26 protein-coding genes and 1 tRNA gene are annotated in these 20312 nt (G+C 65.7%); 5 read left to right on the forward strand and 22 right to left on the reverse strand.

The features are described from left to right. Genes plsY through G7044_RS12430 form a run of 5 tightly spaced genes read right to left on the reverse strand, consistent with a single transcriptional unit; the run spans position 1 to position 3976 of the window. A complete protein-coding gene (plsY, locus tag G7044_RS12410) occupies positions 1-585 on the reverse strand; it encodes a glycerol-3-phosphate 1-O-acyltransferase PlsY (RefSeq protein ID WP_166329296.1) in 585 nt (194 codons plus the stop codon). After that, entirely contained in the window at positions 582-1844 is a 1263-nt protein-coding gene (pyrC, locus tag G7044_RS12415; protein WP_166329298.1) for a dihydroorotase, read from the reverse strand. Before pyrC ends, plsY begins: the two co-directional genes overlap by 4 nt. Continuing rightward, positions 1841-2458 (reverse strand): hypothetical protein, encoded by a 618-nt coding sequence (locus tag G7044_RS12420; RefSeq protein WP_166329300.1) that lies wholly within the window; start codon positions 2456-2458, stop codon positions 1841-1843. Before G7044_RS12420 ends, pyrC begins: the two co-directional genes overlap by 4 nt. Continuing rightward, positions 2455-3018 carry an aspartate carbamoyltransferase catalytic subunit gene (locus G7044_RS12425; protein ID WP_166329302.1) on the reverse strand — a complete coding sequence of 188 codons (564 nt, stop codon included), beginning with the start codon at positions 3016-3018 and terminating at the stop codon, positions 2455-2457. The genes G7044_RS12420 and G7044_RS12425 overlap by 4 nt, the downstream gene beginning before the upstream one ends. After that, positions 3011-3976: an aspartate carbamoyltransferase catalytic subunit gene (locus G7044_RS12430; protein WP_166329304.1), complete on the reverse strand. Its 966-nt coding sequence runs from the start codon at positions 3974-3976 to the stop codon at positions 3011-3013. The genes G7044_RS12425 and G7044_RS12430 overlap by 8 nt, the downstream gene beginning before the upstream one ends. Positions 3977-4087: 111 nt before the next feature. Here G7044_RS12430 and G7044_RS12435 point away from each other — a divergent pair, with 111 nt between their 5' ends. Further along, positions 4088-4900 carry a uracil-DNA glycosylase gene (locus G7044_RS12435; RefSeq protein ID WP_166329456.1) on the forward strand — a complete coding sequence of 271 codons (813 nt, stop codon included), beginning with the start codon at positions 4088-4090 and terminating at the stop codon, positions 4898-4900. Here the strand turns inward: G7044_RS12435 and G7044_RS12440 are convergent. The 9 genes from G7044_RS12440 to G7044_RS12480 all read right to left on the reverse strand — a co-directional run bounded on the left by G7044_RS12440 (position 4897) and on the right by G7044_RS12480 (position 10987). After that, complete coding sequence (locus G7044_RS12440) at positions 4897-5433, reverse strand: hypothetical protein (RefSeq protein ID WP_166329306.1); 537 nt, start codon at positions 5431-5433, stop codon at positions 4897-4899. The genes G7044_RS12435 and G7044_RS12440 overlap by 4 nt on opposite strands. Before the next feature lie 7 nt (positions 5434-5440). After that, positions 5441-6811, reverse strand: coding sequence for a glutamate--cysteine ligase (locus tag G7044_RS12445; protein ID WP_166329308.1), 1371 nt, complete (start codon positions 6809-6811; stop codon positions 5441-5443). Positions 6812-6876: 65 nt separating this feature from the next. Continuing rightward, positions 6877-7404 carry a hypothetical protein gene (locus G7044_RS12450; RefSeq protein ID WP_166329310.1) on the reverse strand — a complete coding sequence of 176 codons (528 nt, stop codon included), beginning with the start codon at positions 7402-7404 and terminating at the stop codon, positions 6877-6879. Further along, a complete protein-coding gene (locus G7044_RS12455; RefSeq protein ID WP_166329312.1) occupies positions 7395-7832 on the reverse strand; it encodes a molybdenum cofactor biosynthesis protein MoaE in 438 nt (145 codons plus the stop codon). The genes G7044_RS12450 and G7044_RS12455 overlap by 10 nt, the downstream gene beginning before the upstream one ends. Then, positions 7832-8083: a molybdopterin converting factor subunit 1 gene (gene moaD / locus G7044_RS12460; protein WP_166329314.1), complete on the reverse strand. Its 252-nt coding sequence runs from the start codon at positions 8081-8083 to the stop codon at positions 7832-7834. The genes G7044_RS12455 and moaD overlap by 1 nt, the downstream gene beginning before the upstream one ends. Before the next feature lie 9 nt (positions 8084-8092). Next, positions 8093-8716: a CDP-diacylglycerol--glycerol-3-phosphate 3-phosphatidyltransferase gene (gene pgsA / locus G7044_RS12465; RefSeq protein WP_166329316.1), complete on the reverse strand. Its 624-nt coding sequence runs from the start codon at positions 8714-8716 to the stop codon at positions 8093-8095. Positions 8717-8725: 9 nt separating this feature from the next. Beyond that, positions 8726-9220: a GNAT family N-acetyltransferase gene (locus G7044_RS12470; protein WP_207630293.1), complete on the reverse strand. Its 495-nt coding sequence runs from the start codon at positions 9218-9220 to the stop codon at positions 8726-8728. A gap of 12 nt (positions 9221-9232) precedes the next feature. Further along, positions 9233-9796: a L,D-transpeptidase family protein gene (locus G7044_RS12475; protein ID WP_328803852.1), complete on the reverse strand. Its 564-nt coding sequence runs from the start codon at positions 9794-9796 to the stop codon at positions 9233-9235. Between the two features lie 9 nt (positions 9797-9805). After that, positions 9806-10987 carry a MalY/PatB family protein gene (locus G7044_RS12480; RefSeq protein ID WP_166329318.1) on the reverse strand — a complete coding sequence of 394 codons (1182 nt, stop codon included), beginning with the start codon at positions 10985-10987 and terminating at the stop codon, positions 9806-9808. Positions 10988-11058: 71 nt separating this feature from the next. Here G7044_RS12480 and def (G7044_RS12485) point away from each other — a divergent pair, with 71 nt between their 5' ends. From def (G7044_RS12485) to G7044_RS12500, 4 genes are all read left to right on the forward strand, one after another. Further along, positions 11059-11586: a peptide deformylase gene (gene def / locus G7044_RS12485; RefSeq protein WP_166329320.1), complete on the forward strand. Its 528-nt coding sequence runs from the start codon at positions 11059-11061 to the stop codon at positions 11584-11586. Beyond that, complete coding sequence (gene def / locus G7044_RS12490; RefSeq protein WP_166329322.1) at positions 11586-12089, forward strand: peptide deformylase; 504 nt, start codon at positions 11586-11588, stop codon at positions 12087-12089. The genes def (G7044_RS12485) and def (G7044_RS12490) overlap by 1 nt, the downstream gene beginning before the upstream one ends. A gap of 62 nt (positions 12090-12151) precedes the next feature. Continuing rightward, positions 12152-13045 (forward strand): methionyl-tRNA formyltransferase, encoded by an 894-nt coding sequence (gene fmt / locus G7044_RS12495; RefSeq protein WP_166329324.1) that lies wholly within the window; start codon positions 12152-12154, stop codon positions 13043-13045. Between the two features lie 49 nt (positions 13046-13094). Next, a tRNA-Gly gene (locus G7044_RS12500) sits at positions 13095-13168 on the forward strand. Positions 13169-13206: 38 nt separating this feature from the next. Here the strand turns inward: G7044_RS12500 and G7044_RS12505 are convergent. The 8 genes from G7044_RS12505 to G7044_RS12540 form a co-directional block, all read right to left on the reverse strand. After that, complete coding sequence (locus G7044_RS12505) at positions 13207-13983, reverse strand: DUF1684 domain-containing protein (protein ID WP_166329326.1); 777 nt, start codon at positions 13981-13983, stop codon at positions 13207-13209. Continuing rightward, positions 13980-14744, reverse strand: a complete 765-nt coding sequence (locus G7044_RS12510) for an ABC transporter ATP-binding protein (RefSeq protein WP_166329328.1) — start codon at positions 14742-14744, stop codon at positions 13980-13982. Before G7044_RS12510 ends, G7044_RS12505 begins: the two co-directional genes overlap by 4 nt. Continuing rightward, complete coding sequence (locus G7044_RS12515) at positions 14741-15547, reverse strand: ATP-binding cassette domain-containing protein (RefSeq protein WP_166329330.1); 807 nt, start codon at positions 15545-15547, stop codon at positions 14741-14743. The genes G7044_RS12510 and G7044_RS12515 overlap by 4 nt, the downstream gene beginning before the upstream one ends. After that, positions 15544-16353: an ABC transporter permease gene (locus tag G7044_RS12520; RefSeq protein WP_166329332.1), complete on the reverse strand. Its 810-nt coding sequence runs from the start codon at positions 16351-16353 to the stop codon at positions 15544-15546. The genes G7044_RS12515 and G7044_RS12520 overlap by 4 nt, the downstream gene beginning before the upstream one ends. Beyond that, on the reverse strand, positions 16350-17309 hold the full coding sequence (locus G7044_RS12525) for an ABC transporter permease (protein ID WP_166329334.1): 960 nt from the start codon (positions 17307-17309) through the stop codon (positions 16350-16352). Before G7044_RS12525 ends, G7044_RS12520 begins: the two co-directional genes overlap by 4 nt. A 6-nt stretch (positions 17310-17315) precedes the next feature. Continuing rightward, positions 17316-18800, reverse strand: a complete 1485-nt coding sequence (locus G7044_RS12530; protein WP_166329336.1) for an ABC transporter substrate-binding protein — start codon at positions 18798-18800, stop codon at positions 17316-17318. A gap of 117 nt (positions 18801-18917) precedes the next feature. Then, positions 18918-19310: a cytochrome C-552 gene (locus G7044_RS12535; protein WP_166329338.1), complete on the reverse strand. Its 393-nt coding sequence runs from the start codon at positions 19308-19310 to the stop codon at positions 18918-18920. An 11-nt stretch (positions 19311-19321) separates the two neighbouring features. Further along, positions 19322-20308: a sulfite oxidase gene (locus G7044_RS12540; protein ID WP_235931286.1), complete on the reverse strand. Its 987-nt coding sequence runs from the start codon at positions 20306-20308 to the stop codon at positions 19322-19324. Between the last annotated feature and the right edge of the window lie 4 nt (positions 20309-20312).

A 20312-nucleotide genomic window follows, 5' to 3' on the forward strand; every position in this document is an offset into this window, starting at 1 on the left:
TCAGCTCTTGCGGCCGATCTTCGGTTCCGTCCCGGCCTGCAGGCGGGCGATGTTTTCCTTGTGCCGCCAGAAGATCAGCACCGCCATAAACAGCGCGGCGGCGGCGATCTGCCCCTTGCCGATCAACAGCGCCACCAGCGGCGATGTCCCCACCGCCACCAGCGCCGAAAGCGAACTGATCCGCGCGATCAGCGCCGTCAGCAGCCAGACCGCACAGGCCGCCAGCCCCAGCGGCCAGTAAAGCGCAATCAGCGTGCCCAGAAAGGTCGCAACCCCTTTGCCACCCTTGAAACCCAGCCAGACCGGAAAGCAATGGCCGAGCAGCGCACCTGCGCCGGCCACCACCGCTGCCGTATCGCCGCCAAGCCAACGCGCCAGCAGGACCGCAATCGCGCCCTTGCCGCTGTCCAGAAGCAGCGTCGCCAGCGCCGCCCCCTTATGGCCGGTGCGCAGCACATTGGTCGCCCCGATATTGCCCGAGCCGATCTGACGCAGATCCCCCAGCCCGAGCGCGCGGGTAATGACGATCCCGAAGGGAACGGAACCGATAAGATAGCCCAGAATGGCCCAGATCACTGCGATCATCCGAATACCCTTTCACCGCCAACCCACGTGCCCAGGACCCGGCCCTGCATCCGCGCCCCGTCAAAGGGCGTGTTTTTCGACTTTGAAAGCAGCGTGAAGCGGTCCAGCACAAAGGGCGCATCTGCATCGAACAAGACCAGATCGGCAGGCGCATCGACCGCCAGCCGGCCACCGTCCAGCCCCAGCCGCCGCGCCGGGTTCAGCGACATCGCGCGGAACAGCTGCGGCAAGGTCAGCCCGCCTTGATGATACAGCCGCAACGCCGCCGGCAGCAGAGTTTGCAGGCCAACCGCGCCGGGGGCAGCCTCGGCAAAGGGCAAGCGCTTGGATTCCTCGTCCTGCGGGGTGTGGAAGGATGCGATCACGTCGATCTCGCCGTCGGCCACGGCCTGTACCATGGCCAGGCGGTCATCCTCGGCGCGCAGGGGTGGGGTGAAGCGGAAGAAGGTTCGATAGCCGCCGACGTCGAATTCGTTCAGCGTCAGATGGTGGATCGAGATCCCAGCCGTCACGTCCAGCCCGCCCGCACGCGCGCGGCGCAGCGCGGGAAGCGCCCCCGCCGTGGTGATCTGGTCGGCGTGATAGCGCCCGCCGCTCATCGCAACCAGCGCCAGATCGCGTTCCAGCCCCATAAGTTCTGCCACGGGCGAGACATCGGCGATCCCGTAAAGCGAGGCGAACTTGCCCTTGGTCGCCGCCGCGCCCCTGGACAGGTTCGGTTCCTGCGGGTGACCGACAATCAGCGCGCCCAGACCGCGCGCATAGGTCATGCAGCGACCGAACAGCTTGGCGTCCGGCACGACGCGCACGCCATCGGTAAAGGCCACGGCGCCGGCATCGCAAAGAAAGGCCATCTCGACCATCTCGCGGCCCTCGCGGGACTTGGTCAACGAGGCCATGTGGCGCACGCGGACGATCGAGTCCAGCGCGCGCTTGGCCACGAAATCCAGGCTTTCGGGGTTGTCGATGGGCGGCGCCGTATCGGGGCGCACGATCATGGTAGTGACGCCACCCGCCGCCGCCGCGCGCCCGGCACTGGTATAGGATTCCTTGTGCCGCTCGCCCGGCTCGCCCACCTTGACGCCCCAATCGACGATGCCGGGGGCAAGGCAGCGGCCGTTGCAGTCGATCACCGTGGCATCGCTGGGGGCGTCAGCATCGCGCGCGGCGATGAAGCCGTCCTGAACCGTCAGGCTGCCGGGGCCGTCTGTGCCGGTTTCGGGGTCGATCAGCCGGGCGTTATCGAAATGCAGGATCATACCGCGTCCCTCTGGATTTTCTGCAGCAGTTTATAGACGTCATCCGCATCCTCGATCGCTTTGAAGGCCGCGTGATAATTGGGCCGCCTGCCACTTTCCAGCCGCCCCTCGTAGAACCGGACCGAGGGCGGATCGCCCTTCATCAGCCGAAAGCTGGTCTCGGACGTGATCGGCCATGATATCAGCCGGCGCTTGCCCAGCAGGTTCGAACCGCCGGCGAAAGCGCGCCGGTTGCTGAGGCTGTAGAACTTGCGCCGTTGCAGCAGGTATTCCCAGACCGCATCCGGGATCAGCCGCAGCAGCCCCAGCAGCAATAGCGGCAATCCGATGATTCCGATCAGCCAGGCCTCGAACTTGCCGCCTTTCACGCCATAAGCCCAACCAGCGGCGCACATGGCCCCGCCAAATGCGGTGATGATCGATCCGGCAACAAGATTTCCCACCACCGCCTTACCGAATTTCAGCTTTGGGCGGGACCAGCCTTGCCAATACAGTTCCTCGCCGTCTTCAAGGATCGCATCCCAGCCCGGTTGCGCCGAGCCGGGCGATTGAATGACCGCGCCGGCCTTGGCGGCATAGCGCTCGCGATAGGTGGCGGGTTCTTCGATTTTCACGCGCCTGCCCCGTCGGCTGGCCGATCGGATCCGCGCTGGATCTGCCGGATCATCGCCATGACGCGGTCGGCGTCAGCGACGAAGTGAAAACCCGGCCGCGTGCGCTTGCCGCGCATGGCTGGACCGAACATGATCGAGGGCGGCTCGGTCGCGACATATTCGGTGGTCGTGGCGGCGTCGATGGGATAGCTGACCAGCCGGCGCCCCTGAAAAGGCATGTCGGTGCCGATGATGGCGCGGTGGTCGGTCAGCGTATAGAAGCTGCAAGACAATGTGAAATACGCCCGCAACGCCTGCCCGAGCATTTGCCGCAAGCCAGTGAAGACGAAGATCAGGCCGAATGCTGCGAACAGCGGGCTGGCATACGCGGCCCCCCACATCCAGAACAGCGCAAAGCCGACCATGAACAGCCCCGGAAGGATCCGTCCCAGTTCAAGCAGGTCAAGCCGGATGCGGGCTTCGGGGCGGCCCTGCCACAGGATCTGCTCGCCCGGGTCCAGAATGCCCTGCCAGCCGGGGTGATCGACCGGCACCGGCGGCGGCGTGGCGGCATCAGACATAGGTGCCCTCTGCCAGCGCCCGCCCACGTTCGGCGCGCAGATTGCGGGCCAGAAGGTCCATCGCCGCCATGCGAACGGCCACGCCCATTTCGACCTGATCCTGAATCACGCTGCGGTTGATGTCATCGGCAATGGTGCCGTCGATTTCCACGCCCCGGTTCATCGGACCGGGATGCATGACAATGGCGTCCGGCTTGGCATGGGCCAGCTTGTCGGCGTCCAGCCCCCAGCGGTGATAATATTCGCGCTCGGACGGAATAAAGCCGCCATCCATGCGCTCCTTCTGAAGCCGCAGCATCATCACCACATCGGCGTCCTTCAGGCCCTCGCGCATGTCCTCGTAAATCTCGCAGCCGAATTCGGCGGCACCGGCGGGCATCAGCGTGGCCGGGCCGACAAGGCGGATGCGGTTTTCCATCTTGCCCAGCAGGATCAGGTTCGACCGCGCCACGCGGCTGTGGGCGATGTCGCCGCAGATGGCCACGGTCAGCCGGTGCAGCCGATCCTTGGCGCGGCGGATGGTCAGCGCGTCCAGCAGCGCCTGCGTCGGGTGTTCGTGGCGGCCGTCGCCTGCGTTCAGCACCGCGCAATTCACCTTTTCCGCCAGCAGGTTGACCGCGCCGGAACTCGGGTGCCGCACCACCAGCAGGTCGGGCCGCATGGCGTTCAGGGTCAGGGCGGTGTCGATCAGCGTCTCGCCCTTTTTCACGCTGCTGGTCTGCATGGACATGTTCATCACATCCGCGCCCAGCCGCTTGCCCGCCAGTTCGAAGCTGGACTGCGTGCGGGTCGAATTTTCGAAGAACATGTTGATCTGGGTCATCCCCGACAGCGCGTCGGAATGCTTGATCGTGCGCCGGTTCAGGTCGACATAGCTGTCGGCCAGATCCAGAATCGAGGTGATTTCGGGCGGCGAGAGGGGCTCGATCCCCAGCAAGTGGCGGGCGCGGAACGTCATTTGGAACCCCTTTCGGACTGCGCCCTCTATCGCAAACCGGGCGGCTTGCGGCAAGGGTTCGGGTTGCGGTCGGGCTTGCCGCGAACCGGCGCGCAGCCTACCTTCGCGGCGATGGAATCGGATCTGACATGGCGCGGCGTCGAGATTGACGGCTGGACGGCGTTGGCGTTGCTGGAATGGCAGCGCGAGCTGGGCGTGGACGAACCGATGCTGGACGCCCCACTTGACCGGACCGACCTGCCCCCGCCGCCAAAGCCCGCGCCGGTCATGCCCATGACAGCGGCCCCTGCCGCGCCGATGGTCGCGGCAGAGCCGGACCATGCCGATTTCCAGAACGAGGCCGAATCGCTGGCGGCCTCGGCGCAAACGCTGGATCAACTGGCCGAGGCGCAGCAGTCCTTCGACGGGCTGCAACTGAAGCGGGGGGCGCGCAATTTCGTCTTCTCGGACGGCGATCCAAAGGCGCGGGTGATGATCATCGGCGAAGCCCCGGGCGAGGAAGAGGACGCGCAGGGCCGCCCCTTTGTCGGGCGGGCGGGGCAATTGCTGGATCAGATGTTTGCGGCCATCGGCATGGGCCGCGAGGTCCCGGACGCGACCCGCGCCATCTATATCGGCAATGTGCTGAAATGGCGTCCACCCGGCAACCGCCGCCCCTCGCCAGATGAAATCGCGCTGTCGCTGCCCTTCCTGCGCCGTCAGGTCGAACTGGCCGACCCGGAGGTGTTGGTGCTGATGGGCAATACGCCATGCCTCGCCGCGCTGAACCGCGAAGGGATCCTGCGCCTGCGCGGCAAATGGGTCGAGGCCTTCGGCCGCCCTGCGCTGCCGATGACCCATCCGGCCTACCTGCTGCGCAACCCCGTCGCCAAGCGCGAGGCATGGGCCGACCTGCTGTCGCTGGCCGACCGGTTGAAGCTTTAGTTCGCGGGGCCGAGCCTGCGGATACCCGCGCGCAGCCTTTGCGGCTCTGGTCGGGGATCTGCGGGTGCAGATTCCACAATATGCGGTGTGACCGGTGCGGATGCCGGTTCCGGTTCGGTCACAACCGGTGCCGGGGTCGAAAAGACCGGGGCGGCGACAGGCACGGGCGGTGCAACAGGCGCAGGTGTCACGGCCACAGGGGCAGCCGGGGGCACTGCGGGCTGCACAGGCAGATCGGCACCACGCTGCGCGCCCGGCAGGCGGCGCATGCCACCTGCGCCCTGACGGGACAGGCGGTCCATCGCCTCGGCGCTGCGGCGGGAATTGTGATAGATGCCGATCAGCACGATCAAGGCAGCCATCGCGGCCCCAATGGCCAGCAGGCCCGGCCCGGCGGCGTCCAGCATGGCCGATGCGCCCTGTTCGCGCAGCGCCCATGCGTCGCGCGCGACCATGCCAACGCCCGCAACGGCCCCTAGCCACAGCAGGATTTCAAGGATCTGGATCAGGCGGTATCGAATATTCACTGTCATGGCGCGATCAGTACGAATATTCGCCGTAGATGCGATTCAAATCTCCGTGCCATTCCCCGTGATATTTCGCGAGGAGTTCATCCGCCGGCACCCGTCCGGTATCAACGCTTTCCTTCAATGCGTTCAGGAAATGCGTCTCGTCCGGGACCAGCCCGCCAGCACCGGGACGGGCGCGGGCCTTCAGCCCGGCCTCGGCAATCGCCACCGCCTCGCGTGCCAGATCGTGCAGCTTCACGCCGCCCGCCTCGCCCTGCAGGGCATCGCGGCCAGCGGCACGGCGCAGGCCCTCACGGGTTTCGGCGTCAAAGCCCTTGACCAGATCCCAGGCCGCATCCAGCGAGGATTGGTCATACAGCAGCCCCACCCACAGCGCCGGCAGCGCGCAAAGCCTGCGCCACGGGCCGCCATCGGCCCCGCGCATCTCGATGAACTTCTTGACCCGCGCTTCGGGGAAGACGGTGGTCATGTGGTCCGCCCAGTCGGAAAGCGTCGGCTTCTCGCCCGGCAGGGCCGGCAACTCGCCTTTCAGGAAATCGCGGAAGCTTTGCCCCAAAGCGTCGATATATTTGCCGTCGCGATAGACGAAATACATCGGCACATCGAGCACATAGTCGACCCAGGCATCATATCCAAAGCCGTCGTCGAACACGAAGGGCAGCATCCCGGTACGGTCGGCATCAAGGTTCTGCCAGATATGCGCGCGCCAGCTTTTAAAGCCGTTCGTCTTGCCGTCGAGGAAAGGCGAATTCGCAAACAGCGCCGTCGCCACCGGTTGCAGCGCCAGCGAAACCCGCAGCTTCTGGACCATGTCGGCTTCCGAGGCAAAGTCCAGGTTCACCTGCACGGTGCAGGTCCGATACATCATGTCGGTGCCCAGCGTGCCGACCTTGCGCATATAGGGCGTCATCAGTGCATAGCGCCCCTTGGGCATCATCGGCATCTGATCGGCGTGCCAGATCGGGGCCGCGCCCAGACCGATGAAACCCGCGCCGATCTGGTCGGCGACTTCACGCACCTCGGCCAGATGCTGGTTCACCTCGTCGCAGGTCTGGTGAATCGTCTCCAAGGGCGCGCCGGACAGTTCCAGTTGCCCGCCCGGTTCCAGGCTGACATTGGCACCATTGCGCTGAAGCCCGATGATCTTGTCCTGTTCGAACACAGGCTCCCAGCCGAAACGCTGCTGCAAGCCTTCCAGCATCGCCTTGATCGACCGCTCGCCATCGTAAGGCAGCGGCAGGTATTCGGGTTTTGTATAGCCGAATTTCTCGTGCTCGGTGCCGATACGCCAGTTTTCGCGCGGCTTCTCGCCCGAGGATATATATTCGGCAAGCTGATCGCGATTCTCGATCAGGCCGCCGCCCTGCTGAGGAATGGACATCTCGGACCCCTTCACGTTTGGCGGAACAGGTGGCGCGCGGCAGCCCCCGAGTCAACCCGACTTCGTCAATCCGGCTTTTCCTGCCCGGGCTGCGGCGCCGTCCAGACGACACGCAGCGACGGGCCGTCCCGCTTTGCAAGGGCGCTGGTGATGCGGCCCATATCGACGCCCGGAAGGGCGGTGAAGGCATCGGCCAGTTGGTCGGCGCCGCGCGCCTCGACCGGGATCAGCAGGGCCTGACCGTCGCGGGTTTTCAGGCGCCAGTTGTCATGCCCGTCCAGCCGGATCAGGCGAATCTCGGCCAGATCGCGCAAGGCCACGCTGCCGCCAAGCGCGCGCGCGGCGTAATAGCGGATCTCGCCTTCGTCGATGTCCAGCACGCCGGGTGCGGCGATGTCGCGATGAAAGGCAAGCCGGCGCCAGCTGCCCAGCATCCACGCGGCGCAGATCGCAAAGCCCAAAAAGCCGAGCCCGGCGAAGAACCAGCCGCCCCAAGTCGCCACCCAGCCGGCAAGCGCCATGCAGGTGGCCGCCGCCATCAGCTCGCGGCGGGGCGCAAGCCATGCGGCCAGTTCTGGGCGGATCACCCCCATCTGGACAACGCGTCCTCGTCCGCGTCCTTGGCCGCGACCCATTGGCCGGGCCCGTCCGGGCCGATTTCCCGCTTCCAGAACGGGGCGCGGGATTTCAGGTAATCCATCAGGTATTCTGCGGCCTCGAACGCCTCGGCCCGGTGGCGGGCGGCGGTGGCCACGCACATGATCGCCTCGCCCACGGGCAGGCGGCCGTATCGGTGGATGACGGCCAGATCGATCAGGTTCCAGCGCGCCTGCGCCTTGGCCGCGATGTCGGTCACGGCTTTTTCCGTCATGCCGGGATAGTGTTCCAATTCCAGCGCGACCATGGTGCCGGTATCGTCGCGCACGAGGCCCGAAAACGTCACCACCGCGCCTGCGCCCGCGCCGAAACCGTCCAGCAGGCGGGCCAGATCGAAGGGCTCGGGCTGGATGCGGATCAGCATCAGCCGCCAGTCATGGGCGGGAAGAAGGCCACTTCGCGCACATGTTCCAGCTTGTGGTCGAAATCGACCAGTTCCTGATCGGCGGCGACGCGATAGGAAGACAGGTCCGACAGCGCCGCAGCATAGCGTTCATCCCGCGCGATCAGCTGGTTGACCAGCCCGCGCACGGTGCTGGCGCCGGTATCCACACGCTCGCGCGGTTCGCCGATGCGTTCGCGGATCCAGGCGAAATACAGCACGTCGATCTTCATTTCGGCCCCCTATTTCGGCCCGCGCAGATAGGGCATCGCCTTGCGGAAATAGTCCCAGCCGGTCCAGGCGGTCAGCCCGGCTGCAATCCAGATCAGGAACAGCCCGATGAATGTCGCAATCGAGGACCACGTGATATCCCCCGGCAGCCCGGCCTCACCCAACAGTGGCGGGCGACCATGTTCGACATAGGCCAGCCCCGTGCCCAGAAACAGCACCGAGATGGCGACCATCTGCGCGGTGGTTTTCCATTTTGCGATCTTGGTCACGGCCAGTTTGGTGGCGTTATCGCCCAGCGATTCGCGCAGGCCGGACACGAAAACCTCGCGGAACAGGATCACCGTGACCGGCAGGATCAGCCAGGGGTTCATGCCGGAATAGCCGGTGATGACCACAAGCGCGATGACCACCATCGCCTTGTCGGCAATCGGGTCCATCGCCGCGCCAAAACGGCTTTGCTGGTTCCAGGCCCGCGCCAGATAGCCATCGACCCAGTCGGTCAGCGCTGCCACCAGGAACAGCGTCAGCGCCGCCCAATCGGCCCAGGGGCGCTGGAAATACAGAAACATCAGCGGGACGCCGGGCGCGGCCAGAAGCCGCAGGATGGTCAGAATGTTCGGTACGGTCCAGGTCATGTGCGCAACCTAGTGATTATGCGGGGCGGCGGAAAGAGGCGACAGATCAAGCCGGTGCGGCGTACGGCCCTCGCTTTTGCGATAGGGTCGAAAGCCCATGGCCTGATAATAGGCGAAGGCGGGCGCGTTGTCGTCGCCAATGCTGGCGTCGATATGGGCCAGCCCTGCCCTTTGCGCCGCTGCCAGCGTTTCGGCAAACAGCCGCCGGCCGATCCCGCTGCGCCCCGCGTCTGGCCGGATATGCGTGCCGATCATGCCCCAGCCGAGCGTCACGCCATATTCATTGCCCGGCCAAGCGGTACCCAGCCACTGAAAGCCCAGCACCCTGCCACCCCGATCCGCCACCGTTAGCCGGATGGTGTTCGGATGATCCAGATACAGCGCGCGCATCCGGTCTTCATCAACGCCGGTCTTGCGCAGCCCGGCATCGAAAATCGCGTTCTGAACGGCAGCGAGATCGGCGGCATCGTCGGGGCGCGCCGGGCGCAGGGTGATTTCGGTCATGGTGTCCTCATGTCAGGGCCGGATCTCGACCTCGGTGCCGATGCGGGTGGCGGCGAACAGTTCCTCGATCTGGTGGTTGTCGATGGCGATGCAGCCCTCGGTCCAGTCGCCCTTGACGCGATAACCTTCGGCGATCTGGTTCGGCTGGCCGTGGATGAAGATATCACCGCCGGGGTCATAGCCGCCTTCGCGGGCGCGCTTGCGGTCGTCCGCCTGCGGGTAGTCGATGCCCAGCGACAGGTGAAACTTGCTGCGGTCATTGCGGCGGTCGACCTTGAAGATCCCCTCGGGCGTCTTGCCATCGCCCTGCTGATGCTTGTCGCCATCAGGCGCAAAGCCAAGCGCGATCCGGTATTCGCGGACCAGATTGCCCCGCTGATAGACCGTCAGCCGCCGCGCGCCCTTTTCGATCAGGATGCGGTCGATCTTACCCTGCAGCGGCGCGGACAGGTCGGGCGGCTGCGGGCGGGCGACCGGCGGCGTCGGGTCCGGCCCGACCGGCGGCCGGATCGTTTCGGGGCCGAGCATTGACCACAGCAGCCAGCCGATCAGCAGCAGGAACAGCAGACGCAGCACGCCCGCCCCCTATTGCAGATCGGCGAAGGCAGATTGCAGGCGGGCCACGGCGGTCTCGACATTGGCGCGGGGCGTGGCGAGGTTGAAGCGGATGAACCCCTCGCCGCCCAGACCAAAGGTCTCGCCTGCATTCGCAGCGATCTTTGCATCCTTTGCAAGGCGCTGCTTCACCTCGTCCGGGGTCATGCCTGTGCCGGACAGATCGACCCAGGACAGATAGGTCGCCTCAAGCGGCATCGAGCGCAGCCCCGGTATCGCGTTCACCCCCGCATCGAAGATCTGCCGGTTGTTGTCCAGATAGGGGATCAGCGCATCGACCCATGCCGCGCCCTCGGGCGAATAGGCGGCGGCGACCATGTCGATGCCGAACATGCCCTGCGACAGGCCCAGCCCCAGCAGCTGCGCCTTATAAGCCGCGCGCAGCACCGGATCGGCGATGATCGCATTGCCGACATGTGCGCCGGCGATGTTAAATGTCTTCGTCGCGGCGGTCAGGGTGATCAGCCGGTTGGCGATATCGGGCGCGGCCTTGGCCATCACCGTATGGGTATGGCCGGGCATCACCAGATCGTGGTGAATTTCGTCGCTGATCAGGATCAGATCATGGGCCGCGCAGAAATCGGCGACCTGACGCAGTTCCTCGGGCGTCCAGACACGGCCGCCGGGATTGTGCGGGCTGCACAGGATCAGCATCTTTTCCTGGCCGGTCAGCAGTTGCGCCCAATTGTCCCAATCCATGACATAGCGGTCGTTTTCCGTGGCCAGCGGGAATTCGGCCACCTCGCGCCCAAGGGCGCGGGTCACACGGGCAAAGGCGTGATAGACCGGCGTCATCAGGATCACCCTGTCGCCCGGATTGGTGAAGGCGTTGATCGCAAGCGCGGTCCCGTTGACCAGCCCGGCGGCGGTCAGGATCCAATCGGGGTCGACCTGCCAGTCGTGGCGGTTTTCCATCCACCACTGAATCGCCGGAAGATAGTCGGGATGGGCCGAGGGATAGCCATAGACCCCATGCGCCGCCAGCTTCTCGACCGCCCGCTGAACGCCGGCAGGCGGGCGGAAATCCATATCCGCCACCCACATTGCCAGCCCGTCCTTGGCCGGAACGCCATAAATGGCCTGCATGTCGTCCCATTTGTTGCAATTTGTGCCGCGGCGTTCGATGATCTGGTCGAAATCGGGTTTGGTCATATGGTCCTCCTGTCGGGGACATGGATAGGCAGCTTATTGCGCCGCGCCAAGCCTTGTCCTAGATCACGGACATGACAATACGCCCCATCCTTCTGCATCCCGATCCGCGCCTGAAGAAGGTGACCGAGCCCGTCGCCCGCATCACGCCGGAAATCGAGGCGCTTGCGGCCGACATGCTGGCCACGATGTATGACGCCCCCGGCATCGGCCTCGCCGCCCCGCAGGTCGGCGTGCTGAGCCGGATTTTCGTCATGGACGCACAGCGCGACCCCGAGGCCGAGCCGCAGCCCATGGTGCTGATCAACCCGGAAATCACCTGGGAATCAGAGACGCAGAACGTTTACGAAGAAGGCTGCCTATCGATCCCCGACCACTATGCCGAGGTGACGCGCCCCGCTGAGGTCAAGGTCAACTGGCTGGGTCTGGATGGCAAAAGCCACGAACAGGAATTTGACGGGTTGTGGGCGACCTGCGCCCAGCACGAGATCGACCACCTCGATGGCGTGCTGTTCATCGACCATATCAGCGCCATGCGCCGGCAGATAATCACCCGCAAGATGGTCAAGCTGAAGCGCGAACGCGCGCGCGATCTGGCCTGATGACCGCGCGCCCCTTCCTGCCCTATGCGGACCGCCGCCTGCACACCGCCGCCCAGCCGGTCGAGGCGGTGACAGAATCGGTGCAGATGATCTGGGACGACATGGTCGACACGATGGAGGCGATGCCGGGCGTTGGTCTGGCCGCGCCGCAGATCGGGATCATGCTGCGGCTGGCCGTGGTCGATGCGTCTGACAAGCGCGGACAGGCCGTGCGGATGGCCAATCCAGAGATCCTGCATTCCTCGGTCCAGTTCCGCAGCCATGAAGAAGCCAGCCCGAACCTGCCCGGCGTATCGGCCCATATCACCCGCCCCCGCGCGGTGACGGTGCGGTTTCTGAACGAGGCTGGCGAGATTGAGGAACGCGATTTCGTCGGTCTGTGGGCGACTTCGGTGCAGCACCAGATCGACCATCTGAACGGCAAGGTCTATGTCGATCACCTGACACCCTTGCGCCGCAAGATGCTGGTGGCCAAATCGGCGAAGCTTTCGAAACGCGGATAGGCCGCGCGGGGGCCTTGCCCCCGCACCCCCAGGATATTTGAACCAGACTGAAAGAGGCTGCGATGCGGGTTGTGTTCATGGGAACGCCGGAGTTTTCGGTCTTTGCGCTGAAAGCGGTGGCGGCCGCGCATGAGGTCGTCTGCGTCTACACCCAGCCCCCGCGCGAGGCCGGGCGCGGGCAGAAGCCGCGCCCCTCAGCAGTGCAGGTTGCGGCCGAGGCACTGGGAATCGAGGTCCGCCATCCCCGGTCGCTGAAGGGGGCCGAAGAACAGGCGGAGTTCGCAGCACTCGGCGCGGATGTGGCGGTGGTGGTGGCTTACGGGCTGATCCTGCCGCAGCCGATTCTGGACGCGCCCCGGTTGGGATGTCTGAACATCCACGCCTCGATCCTGCCGCGATGGCGGGGGGCGGCGCCGATCCACCGGGCGATCATGGCGGGCGATACCGAAACCGGCGTGGCGATCATGCAGATGGAGGCCGGGCTGGATACCGGCCCCGTTCTGGCCGAGGCGCGCATGCAGATTGGCGCTGAAGACACCACCGCCGATCTGCATGACCGGTTGGCGGCGATGGGGGCGGGGCTGATTGTCGATGTGCTGGGGCAGCTGCCGATGCCAGCCGTGCCGCAGCCCGCCGAGGGCGTCACCTATGCCAGCAAGATCGACAAGGCCGAGGCGCGGATCGACTGGACCCGTCCGGCCGCCGAGGTGGACCGGCTGATTCGCGGTTTGTCGCCTTTTCCCGGCGCCTGGTGCGAGATTGCCGGCGAGCGGGTGAAGCTTCTGCGCTCGCGCCTTGTGGCGGGCGCGGGTGCGCCGGGTCAGGTACTGGGCGGGTTCCGGGTGGCGTGCGGCGATGGCGCCATCGAAGTGTTGCAGGCGCAGCGTGCCGGCAAGCGCCCAATGGAGGCCGCCGAGATCCTACGCGGGATCACCCTGCCCGACCGGCTGACGTAAGCCGCTTGCCCTTGCGCGGGCCGACGGCTGCGCCTAAAAGGGTCGCGTTGCGGGTGTAGCTCAATGGTAGAGCAGCAGCCTTCCAAGCTGAATACGTGGGTTCGATTCCCATCACCCGCTCCAACTTCCCGAAATGGAATCAGGCCGCTAGGCTTCCGGCGTCAGTGGTCCGCGGGCTTCAACTCGCCCGCGCGGATGGCGAAGTGCATGATGTTCTGGCGCGGCGGCAGTGGGCAGACAGCGAATTCGGTATAGGCGCAGGGCGGGTTGAACGCCTTGTTGAAATCCAGCACCACCTTGTCGCCCTGAACCTCGCCGATCAGGAAGCGGGCCGCGCCGTAGGTTTCGGCACCTGCCGTCCGGTCGCGGATCACGAACATCGGCTTGCCGGATTTTTCATGCGTTGGCAGCAGGGTGACGGTCTGGCCGTCATGGGTGAAACGGGCCTCGTGGGTGATGCGCACACGGTCCTGCGCGCCGGTCACCAGATCAATGTCCAGATCCAGCGCTTCGGGCAGCGGGTGCCAGTCGGCCTCGATCCGCCATGCCGAGTCGAGGGGGTAATAGTCGATGCCGGGGAAATCCTGACGCGTGGGTGCCTTGGCATCGCGGACGCGCAGGGCGAAGATGCCTTCGACCTGGCTGCGTTCCAGCAGCAGATCGCCGACCTTCAGGCGTGGCGGATTGTCGGGTACGGGCTGGAACGGCTGCGCACCCTGCCCCGCGTCAAAGGTCGCCGCCCCATCCGCGCCAAGATCCAGCACGCCGAGATAATCCGGCCCGGCAGAGATCACCACGTCATTATCTGCCGCCCGGCCCACGGTCATGCGGCCCGGCGCGATCTCGATCCGGTCGGTCAGGTTCAGCCAGCCATCCTCGGCCGTCAGCGCGGCAAGGCGATCCGAGCGCCAGTCTTCGATCTGGGTCTGATAGGTCATCGGGCGGTCTCCTTCGAGTCGGGCAGTCGCGGCAGGCTGGACAGCAGCATCCGCGTATAGTCGTGCTGCGGATCGCGCAGGATCTGGCGGGTCTCGCCCGCCTCGACCACGCGGCCATGTTGCAGCACGATCAGGCGCGGGCAAAGCGCCGCGACAATGGCAATGTCATGCGAGACAAGCACCAGTGTCAGGTCGCGCGACAGCTCGGCCAGCAAGTCGATCACCCGGACGCGGGTGGACAGATCGAGCGCGCTGACCGGTTCATCCGCCAGCAGCACCCGCGGCCGCGCGATCAGGGCACGCGCGATGGCGATGCGCTGACGTTGGCCGCCGGAAAAGGCGCGGGGCCGGCGCAGGGTGCTGTCCTGCGGCAGGTTCACGGCGGCCAGCACGCGGGCGATTTCCGCCTGTGCATCACCGGGCAGGCCTAGCGCCGCATGGGGTTCGGCAAGCGCACGCCCGATCCGCATGCGCGGATCCAGCGAGGTATAGGGGTCCTGAAACACCGGCTGCGCAAAGCGCCGATGCGCCTGCATCCGGGCGCGGGAATGGATGTCCAGCGGCGTGCCATCAGCGCTGAGCGTGCCGTCACTGGGCGCGGCCAGCCCCAGCATCAGCCTGAGCAGCGTCGACTTGCCCGACCCGCTTTCGCCAAGGATGCCAAGGTTCTGCCCCGTCTCCAGCGACAGCGAGACGTCGTGCAGGACGGTATCGCCGCGCGGATAGGCATAGCTGACATCTTGCAGGGAAAACAGGCTCATGCCGGGTTCTCCAATGCGGATTGCAGCCGGCGGGCGGCGGCGACGAGGCCCTGGCTATAGGGGTCTTGCGGGTCGGTAAAGACGCGGGCGGTCGGGCCTTCCTCGACCGCGCGGCCCTGACGCATGACCACCACCCGGTCGCAGATGCGGGCGACGACCGGCAGGTCGTGGCTGATGAACAGCAGCGACAGGCCCTCATCCCTGACAAGACCGCCCAGCAGGTCCAGCACCTCGGCCTGGCTTGATACATCCAGCGCGGTCGTGGGTTCGTCGGCGATCAGCAGGCGCGGGCCGCAGGCAAGCGCCATGGCGATGGCGATGCGCTGGCGCTGCCCGCCGGAGACCTCGTGCGGCCATGCGCGCAGGATGCGGTCGGGTTCGGGGATGGCCACGCGGTCCAGCCAGCGGATCTGTTCGGCGCGCAGTTGTGCCGACGACAGCGCCCGGCCCTCGCGGACGGCGCGGCGGCGGATGGGGGCGGCCAGCTGGTCGCCCAGACGCATCAGCGGATCCAGCGCCGATCGCGGATCCTGAAACACCACCGACGCCACTGCGCCGCGCAGGCGCACCAGATCGCGGTCAGGGCGGCCAATCATCTGCTGCCCGTCCAGCAGGACCGAGCCGCCAGCGGTCAGGCCCGGCGCCAGCAGCCCGACAATCGCCATCGCCGTCAGCGACTTGCCCGAGCCGCTTTCACCGACCAACCCCAGCCTTTCGCCGGGCCTGAGATCGAAGCTGACGCCATGCACCAATTCGCGCGCGCCAGCGGAAACGGTCAGGTCCTGCACCTGCAACAGGCTCATGGCTGGATCTCCTCATCCGCGTCCATCAGGTCACGCAGACCATCGGCCAGAAAGTTGATGCCCAGCACCAGCGAGATCAGCGCCAGACCGGGCGCGATCACCCCCATCGGCGCGCGAAACACCGTCGATTGCGCCTGTTGCAGCAGCTGCCCCCAGCTTGCATTGGGCGGCGGCGTGCCAAGGCCCAGATAGGACAGCGAGGCCTCGGCAATCACCGCAAGGCCGAATTGCAGCGCCACCGCGACCATGACGGTCGGCAAGATATTGGGCAGGATATGGGCGATTGTGATCTTGCCCCAGCCAAGCCCCGAACAGCGCGCGGCGGTGATATAATCCTGCGCCAGCACGCGTTTGGTCAGGATGCGGACAAGCCGCGCGATGATCGCCGACATGGCAAGGCCGATGGCAAGGATGGCGGTCCACAGGCTGGCCCCGTCGCTGGCGGCGACGACCAGCATGGCCAGCAGCAGCGTTGGGAAGGCGATCAGGATGTCCAGCGTCGCCGCCAGCGCATCGTCCAAGCCGCGCCGCGCGAAGGCCGCCAACACGCCAAGCGTGGTGCCGATCAGCCCGCCAAGCAGCGCCGCCCCGATGCCCACGGTCATCGCGATCCGCGCGCCGATCATCACCTGCGTCAGGTAATCGCGCCCCAGCCGGTCGGTCCCCGCCGGATGCGCCCAGCTTGGCGGCGACAGGCGGCCGCCCGACATCTCGGTCGGGCCGTAGGGCAGCCAGACCAGCGTCAGCGCCGCAACCGCCGCGTTCAGCCCGACCAGCACCGCGCCGATCCACAGGTTGCGCCTCATCTCCCGGCCCCCGGATCACGCAGGCGCGGGTCGATCAGCCGCTGGATCACATCCGCCGCAAAACCGATCAGCAGCACCAGCAGGGTCGAGATCAGCAGCACCCCCTGCACGCTGGGGTAATCGCGCTGCTGGATCCCCAGAAGCAGCATGGAACCAAGGCCCGGCAGCGTGAACACCCGTTCAACCACCACCGCGCCCAGCAGGGTCGAGGCGAGTTCGATCCCGAGGATGGAGATCACCGGCACCGCACCATTGCGGATGCCGTGGCGGATCAGCGCCTGCGCCTGCGTCTCTCCCAAAGCACGCGCCTTGCGCAGGTAATCCGCGCCCAGCACGTCCAGCGTGGCGGAGCGGACATAGCGCAGCAGCGACGCGCTCATCACCAGCGCGATGGTCACGACGGGCAGGATCAGCGCTTTGATCGCCGCCCAAGGATCGCCCCAGCCGTCGATGGGAAAGCCCGATGCGGGCAGCAGCCGCCATTCGATCGCCACCAGCCAGACCAGCAGGATACCGATCCAGAAGACCGGCACCGCCAGCCCGAATTGCGAGATGGTCGAGATTAGCGCGCCATACCAGCGATCCGCGCGCGCGGCGGCGATGATCCCCAAGGGCACCGCCAGACACAGCGCCAGCGTAAAGGCCGCCAGCGTCAGCGGCAGGGTGATGGTCAGCCGCGCCAAGATCTCGGGCAGGACCGGCTGGTTCGAGACGAAGGATTTGCCCAGATCGAAGCGCGCCAGATCCGACAGGAAACGTCCCAGCTGCACCCAGATCGGCTGATCGGATCCGACCTGTTCGCGGGCGGCGGCGATCTGCGCATCATCCGCGCCGACGCCCAGCAGCGCCGCCGCCGGATCGCCCGGCAGCAGGCGCAGCAGCACAAACAGGACCAGCCCCGCCGCGATCAGCGACAGGGCCAGCACGAAGGTTCGGCGCAGAAGATAGCGGCCCATCGGCGCTTAGTTCGACTTCTCGATCCCGCGCAGGAAGAACTGCGAATTCAGCCCGTTGACCGGATAGCCGGTGACATTCGCCGCCGACACCACGATCTGCGGATAAAGGAAGAACCAGTTCGAGGCAGCTTCCTCGGTGATGATGGCATTCGCCTCGCGCAGTTTTTCGGTATGGCCTGCCTCGGTCTCGGCCTGCTCTGCCTCGGCGATCAGGCGGGTGACATCGGCATTGTCATAGCCCCAGTAGAAATCCGGGTTGCCATAAAAGACCACGTCGCGGTGATTGACATGTTCCTGCAGCGTCGCCTGGAAATCCTTGGCCTGATAGACCTTGGTATACCATTCATTCGCGGTGATGATGTTGATGTTCACCGTCACCCCGATCTTGGCCAGTTCCGCCTTGATGAATTCGGCGGTGATCGGGTGGGGGTCGTAATTCGGCGTCTCCAGCGTGAAGGTAAAGCCGTCCGGGTGCCCCGCCTCGGCCAGCAGGGCCTTGGCGCTTTCGGGATCATAGGCGTCGACGCCGGTCAGGTCTTCATACCACGGATCGGTCGGCGGCACGAAGCTGCCCAGCACCATGCCCCGGTCGCCCCATATCGCCTCTAGCAGCTTCTGCTTGTCGATGCCGCGCGCCAGTGCCTTGCGGACCTTGACGTTGTCGAAGGGGGCCACGCGGTCGTTATAGGCCATGATCTCCTTCACCGTCGAATTGCCTTCGGAGATGGTATAGCGCGCCGGGTCTTCGAACTGCGCCAGCGCATCGGGGCTTTGGATGGTGGTCACCAGATCCAGCGCATCGGTCAGCAGCGCGTTATCCAGCGCCGCCGCTTCGGTGAAATAGCTGATGACGGCGCCGGCGTTCTTGGGCTTCTCGCCCCAATAGCCCTCAAACGCCTTCAGCGAGATGGCCGAGCCGCGCTTCCAATCGTCCAGCACGTAAGGGCCGGTGCCGTCCTCGCTCGCGGTGATGTCGGTGGCGGCGTCGTTCACCACCCAGACATAGCTGAGATTATAGGGCAGTGAGATCGACCGCGCCGACAGCGTGACCACCACCGTCTTGTCATCTGGCGTTTCGACCCCGGTAATGGTCGAAAGGCTGTTCTTGCGAGAGGATTTCGACGTCTCGGCAGTGACCCGTTCGATCGAATACTTCACATCCGCCGCCGTCAGCGGGTCGCCGGAATGGAATGTCACCCCGTCGCGCAGGGTGAAGGTATGGGTCAGCCCGTCCTCTGACACGGTATGATCCGCTGCCAGCACCGGCACCACGCTGCCGTCGTCGTTCAGGCGGAACAGGGCCTCATAGACATTGTCATTGAAGGCCTCGTTGATGCCCTGCCCCGCGCCGGCGGTGTTGTCGAGGTTCTGCGGTTCGTAAAGCGAGCCGATGCGGATGATCGCGCTCGGGTCGGCTTCGGCAAGGGCGGGGCTGGCAAAGGGCGCAAGCGCCGCACCGATGGCAAAAGCAAGCTTGGGGACGAAGTGCATCTGCGTGACCTCAATGAAATTCTGTTCGCGCCCAACCTAGCCAAAGACAGGGGGCCTCGCCAGCCCATCCGGTCGGCCCGCCCGCCCCGAGGGCAAAAAAGCCTGCCATTCCAGTGCCTAACGCTCGGACGAGAAATGCGTCTTGAGATAGTCGAGGATCACTACCCGTGTTTCGGGTTCGGGTTCGATCATGCCCTGTTGTTCCACCATCCAGATCCACAGATCATCCCAACGCGCATCTGTGACGCGCTGTTGCTTGATGATCTCGGTCGAGTGGCAGGCGGTGCATTGATAGAATGTATCCTCGGCGCCGGGTGCGTCGGGCAGGCCGCCGAATTCGGGATTGGGCGCCGGGCCGTCGCCTTCGGCCTCGGCCGGGGCGCGCAAGGCGGTCATGGGATCGGCGCTGGCAGTCAGCGCACGCGGCTGGGTCAGCGCCTGCATCGGATCAATGGGCGCAGCCGCAAGGCCGGTGCCAAGACAGATCAGCAGAATGGGAAGATAGCGCATGGCGTCCCCCCCTAGACCGCGATCAGCGCGATGCGGTGCTGAAGATTGTTGCCATAGCCGCGCGGGTTCCAACCGGGAGAGACCGGCGGCTGGCTGACACCGTTCGCGTCGGTGGCCCGCGCCCACACCTCGTAATATCCGGCAATCGGCGGCGTCACCTGCGCCCGCCAGCGCTGCCAGGCGAAGCGGTTGGGTGCCGGGTCCAGCGTGGCCTGCTGCCATGTCCGCCCGAAATCGACCGAGACATGAACCGCCGCCACATCGCCATTGCCGGCCCATGCGTGGCCGCGCACCTCTGCGGCCTGCCCGGCGGGAACCTCGGTCCCGGTCTGCGGAAAGGTGATCAGCGATTTGACCGGCATTTCTTCCAGGATCACCATGTCCTCTTCCGGCACCTCGGTTCCCGGCGCGACCGGATAGGCCGGCAGGCGATAGGAATAGCCGCCCATCTTCTCGCCATCATGCACCTGATCGCGGACCCAGATCCGGGTCAGGTATTTCTGCGAGACCGAGCCAGGATACCCCGGAATCACCAGCCGCAGCGGAAAGCCGTGCAGGGCTGGCACATCCTCGCCATTCATCGCCCAAGCGATCAGGCCCTCGGGTTCTTGCGCCTTGGCGATGGGCACCCCGCGCGAGATGGTGTCCTTTTCCTCGCCCGACAGATGCACGTCATTGCCGTAATGGCCGGTATAGACGGCGCTCGACTTGACGCCCGCAGCCTTCAGCACATCGGCCAGCCGCACCCCGGTCCATTCCGGGCAGCCGACCGCGCCCGTGGTCCATTGATTGCCAGAACTGCCGGGCTGGAAAAACGCCCGCCCATTGCCGCCGCATTCGACGACCAGCTGCAGGGTAACATTCTCGAACTGCGATTTCAGGTCGTCCAGCGACAACGACAGCGGCGTATCGACCTCGCCATCGACGGTCAGCACCCAGCCTTCGGCGTCGCCATCCAACGCCGTCTGCGGCACCAGCCCGTTCAGGCGGATGAACATGCGC

The sequence above is a fragment of the Paracoccus xiamenensis genome, assembly GCF_011308835.1.
Taxonomy (GTDB): Bacteria; Pseudomonadota; Alphaproteobacteria; order Rhodobacterales; family Rhodobacteraceae; genus Paracoccus; species Paracoccus xiamenensis.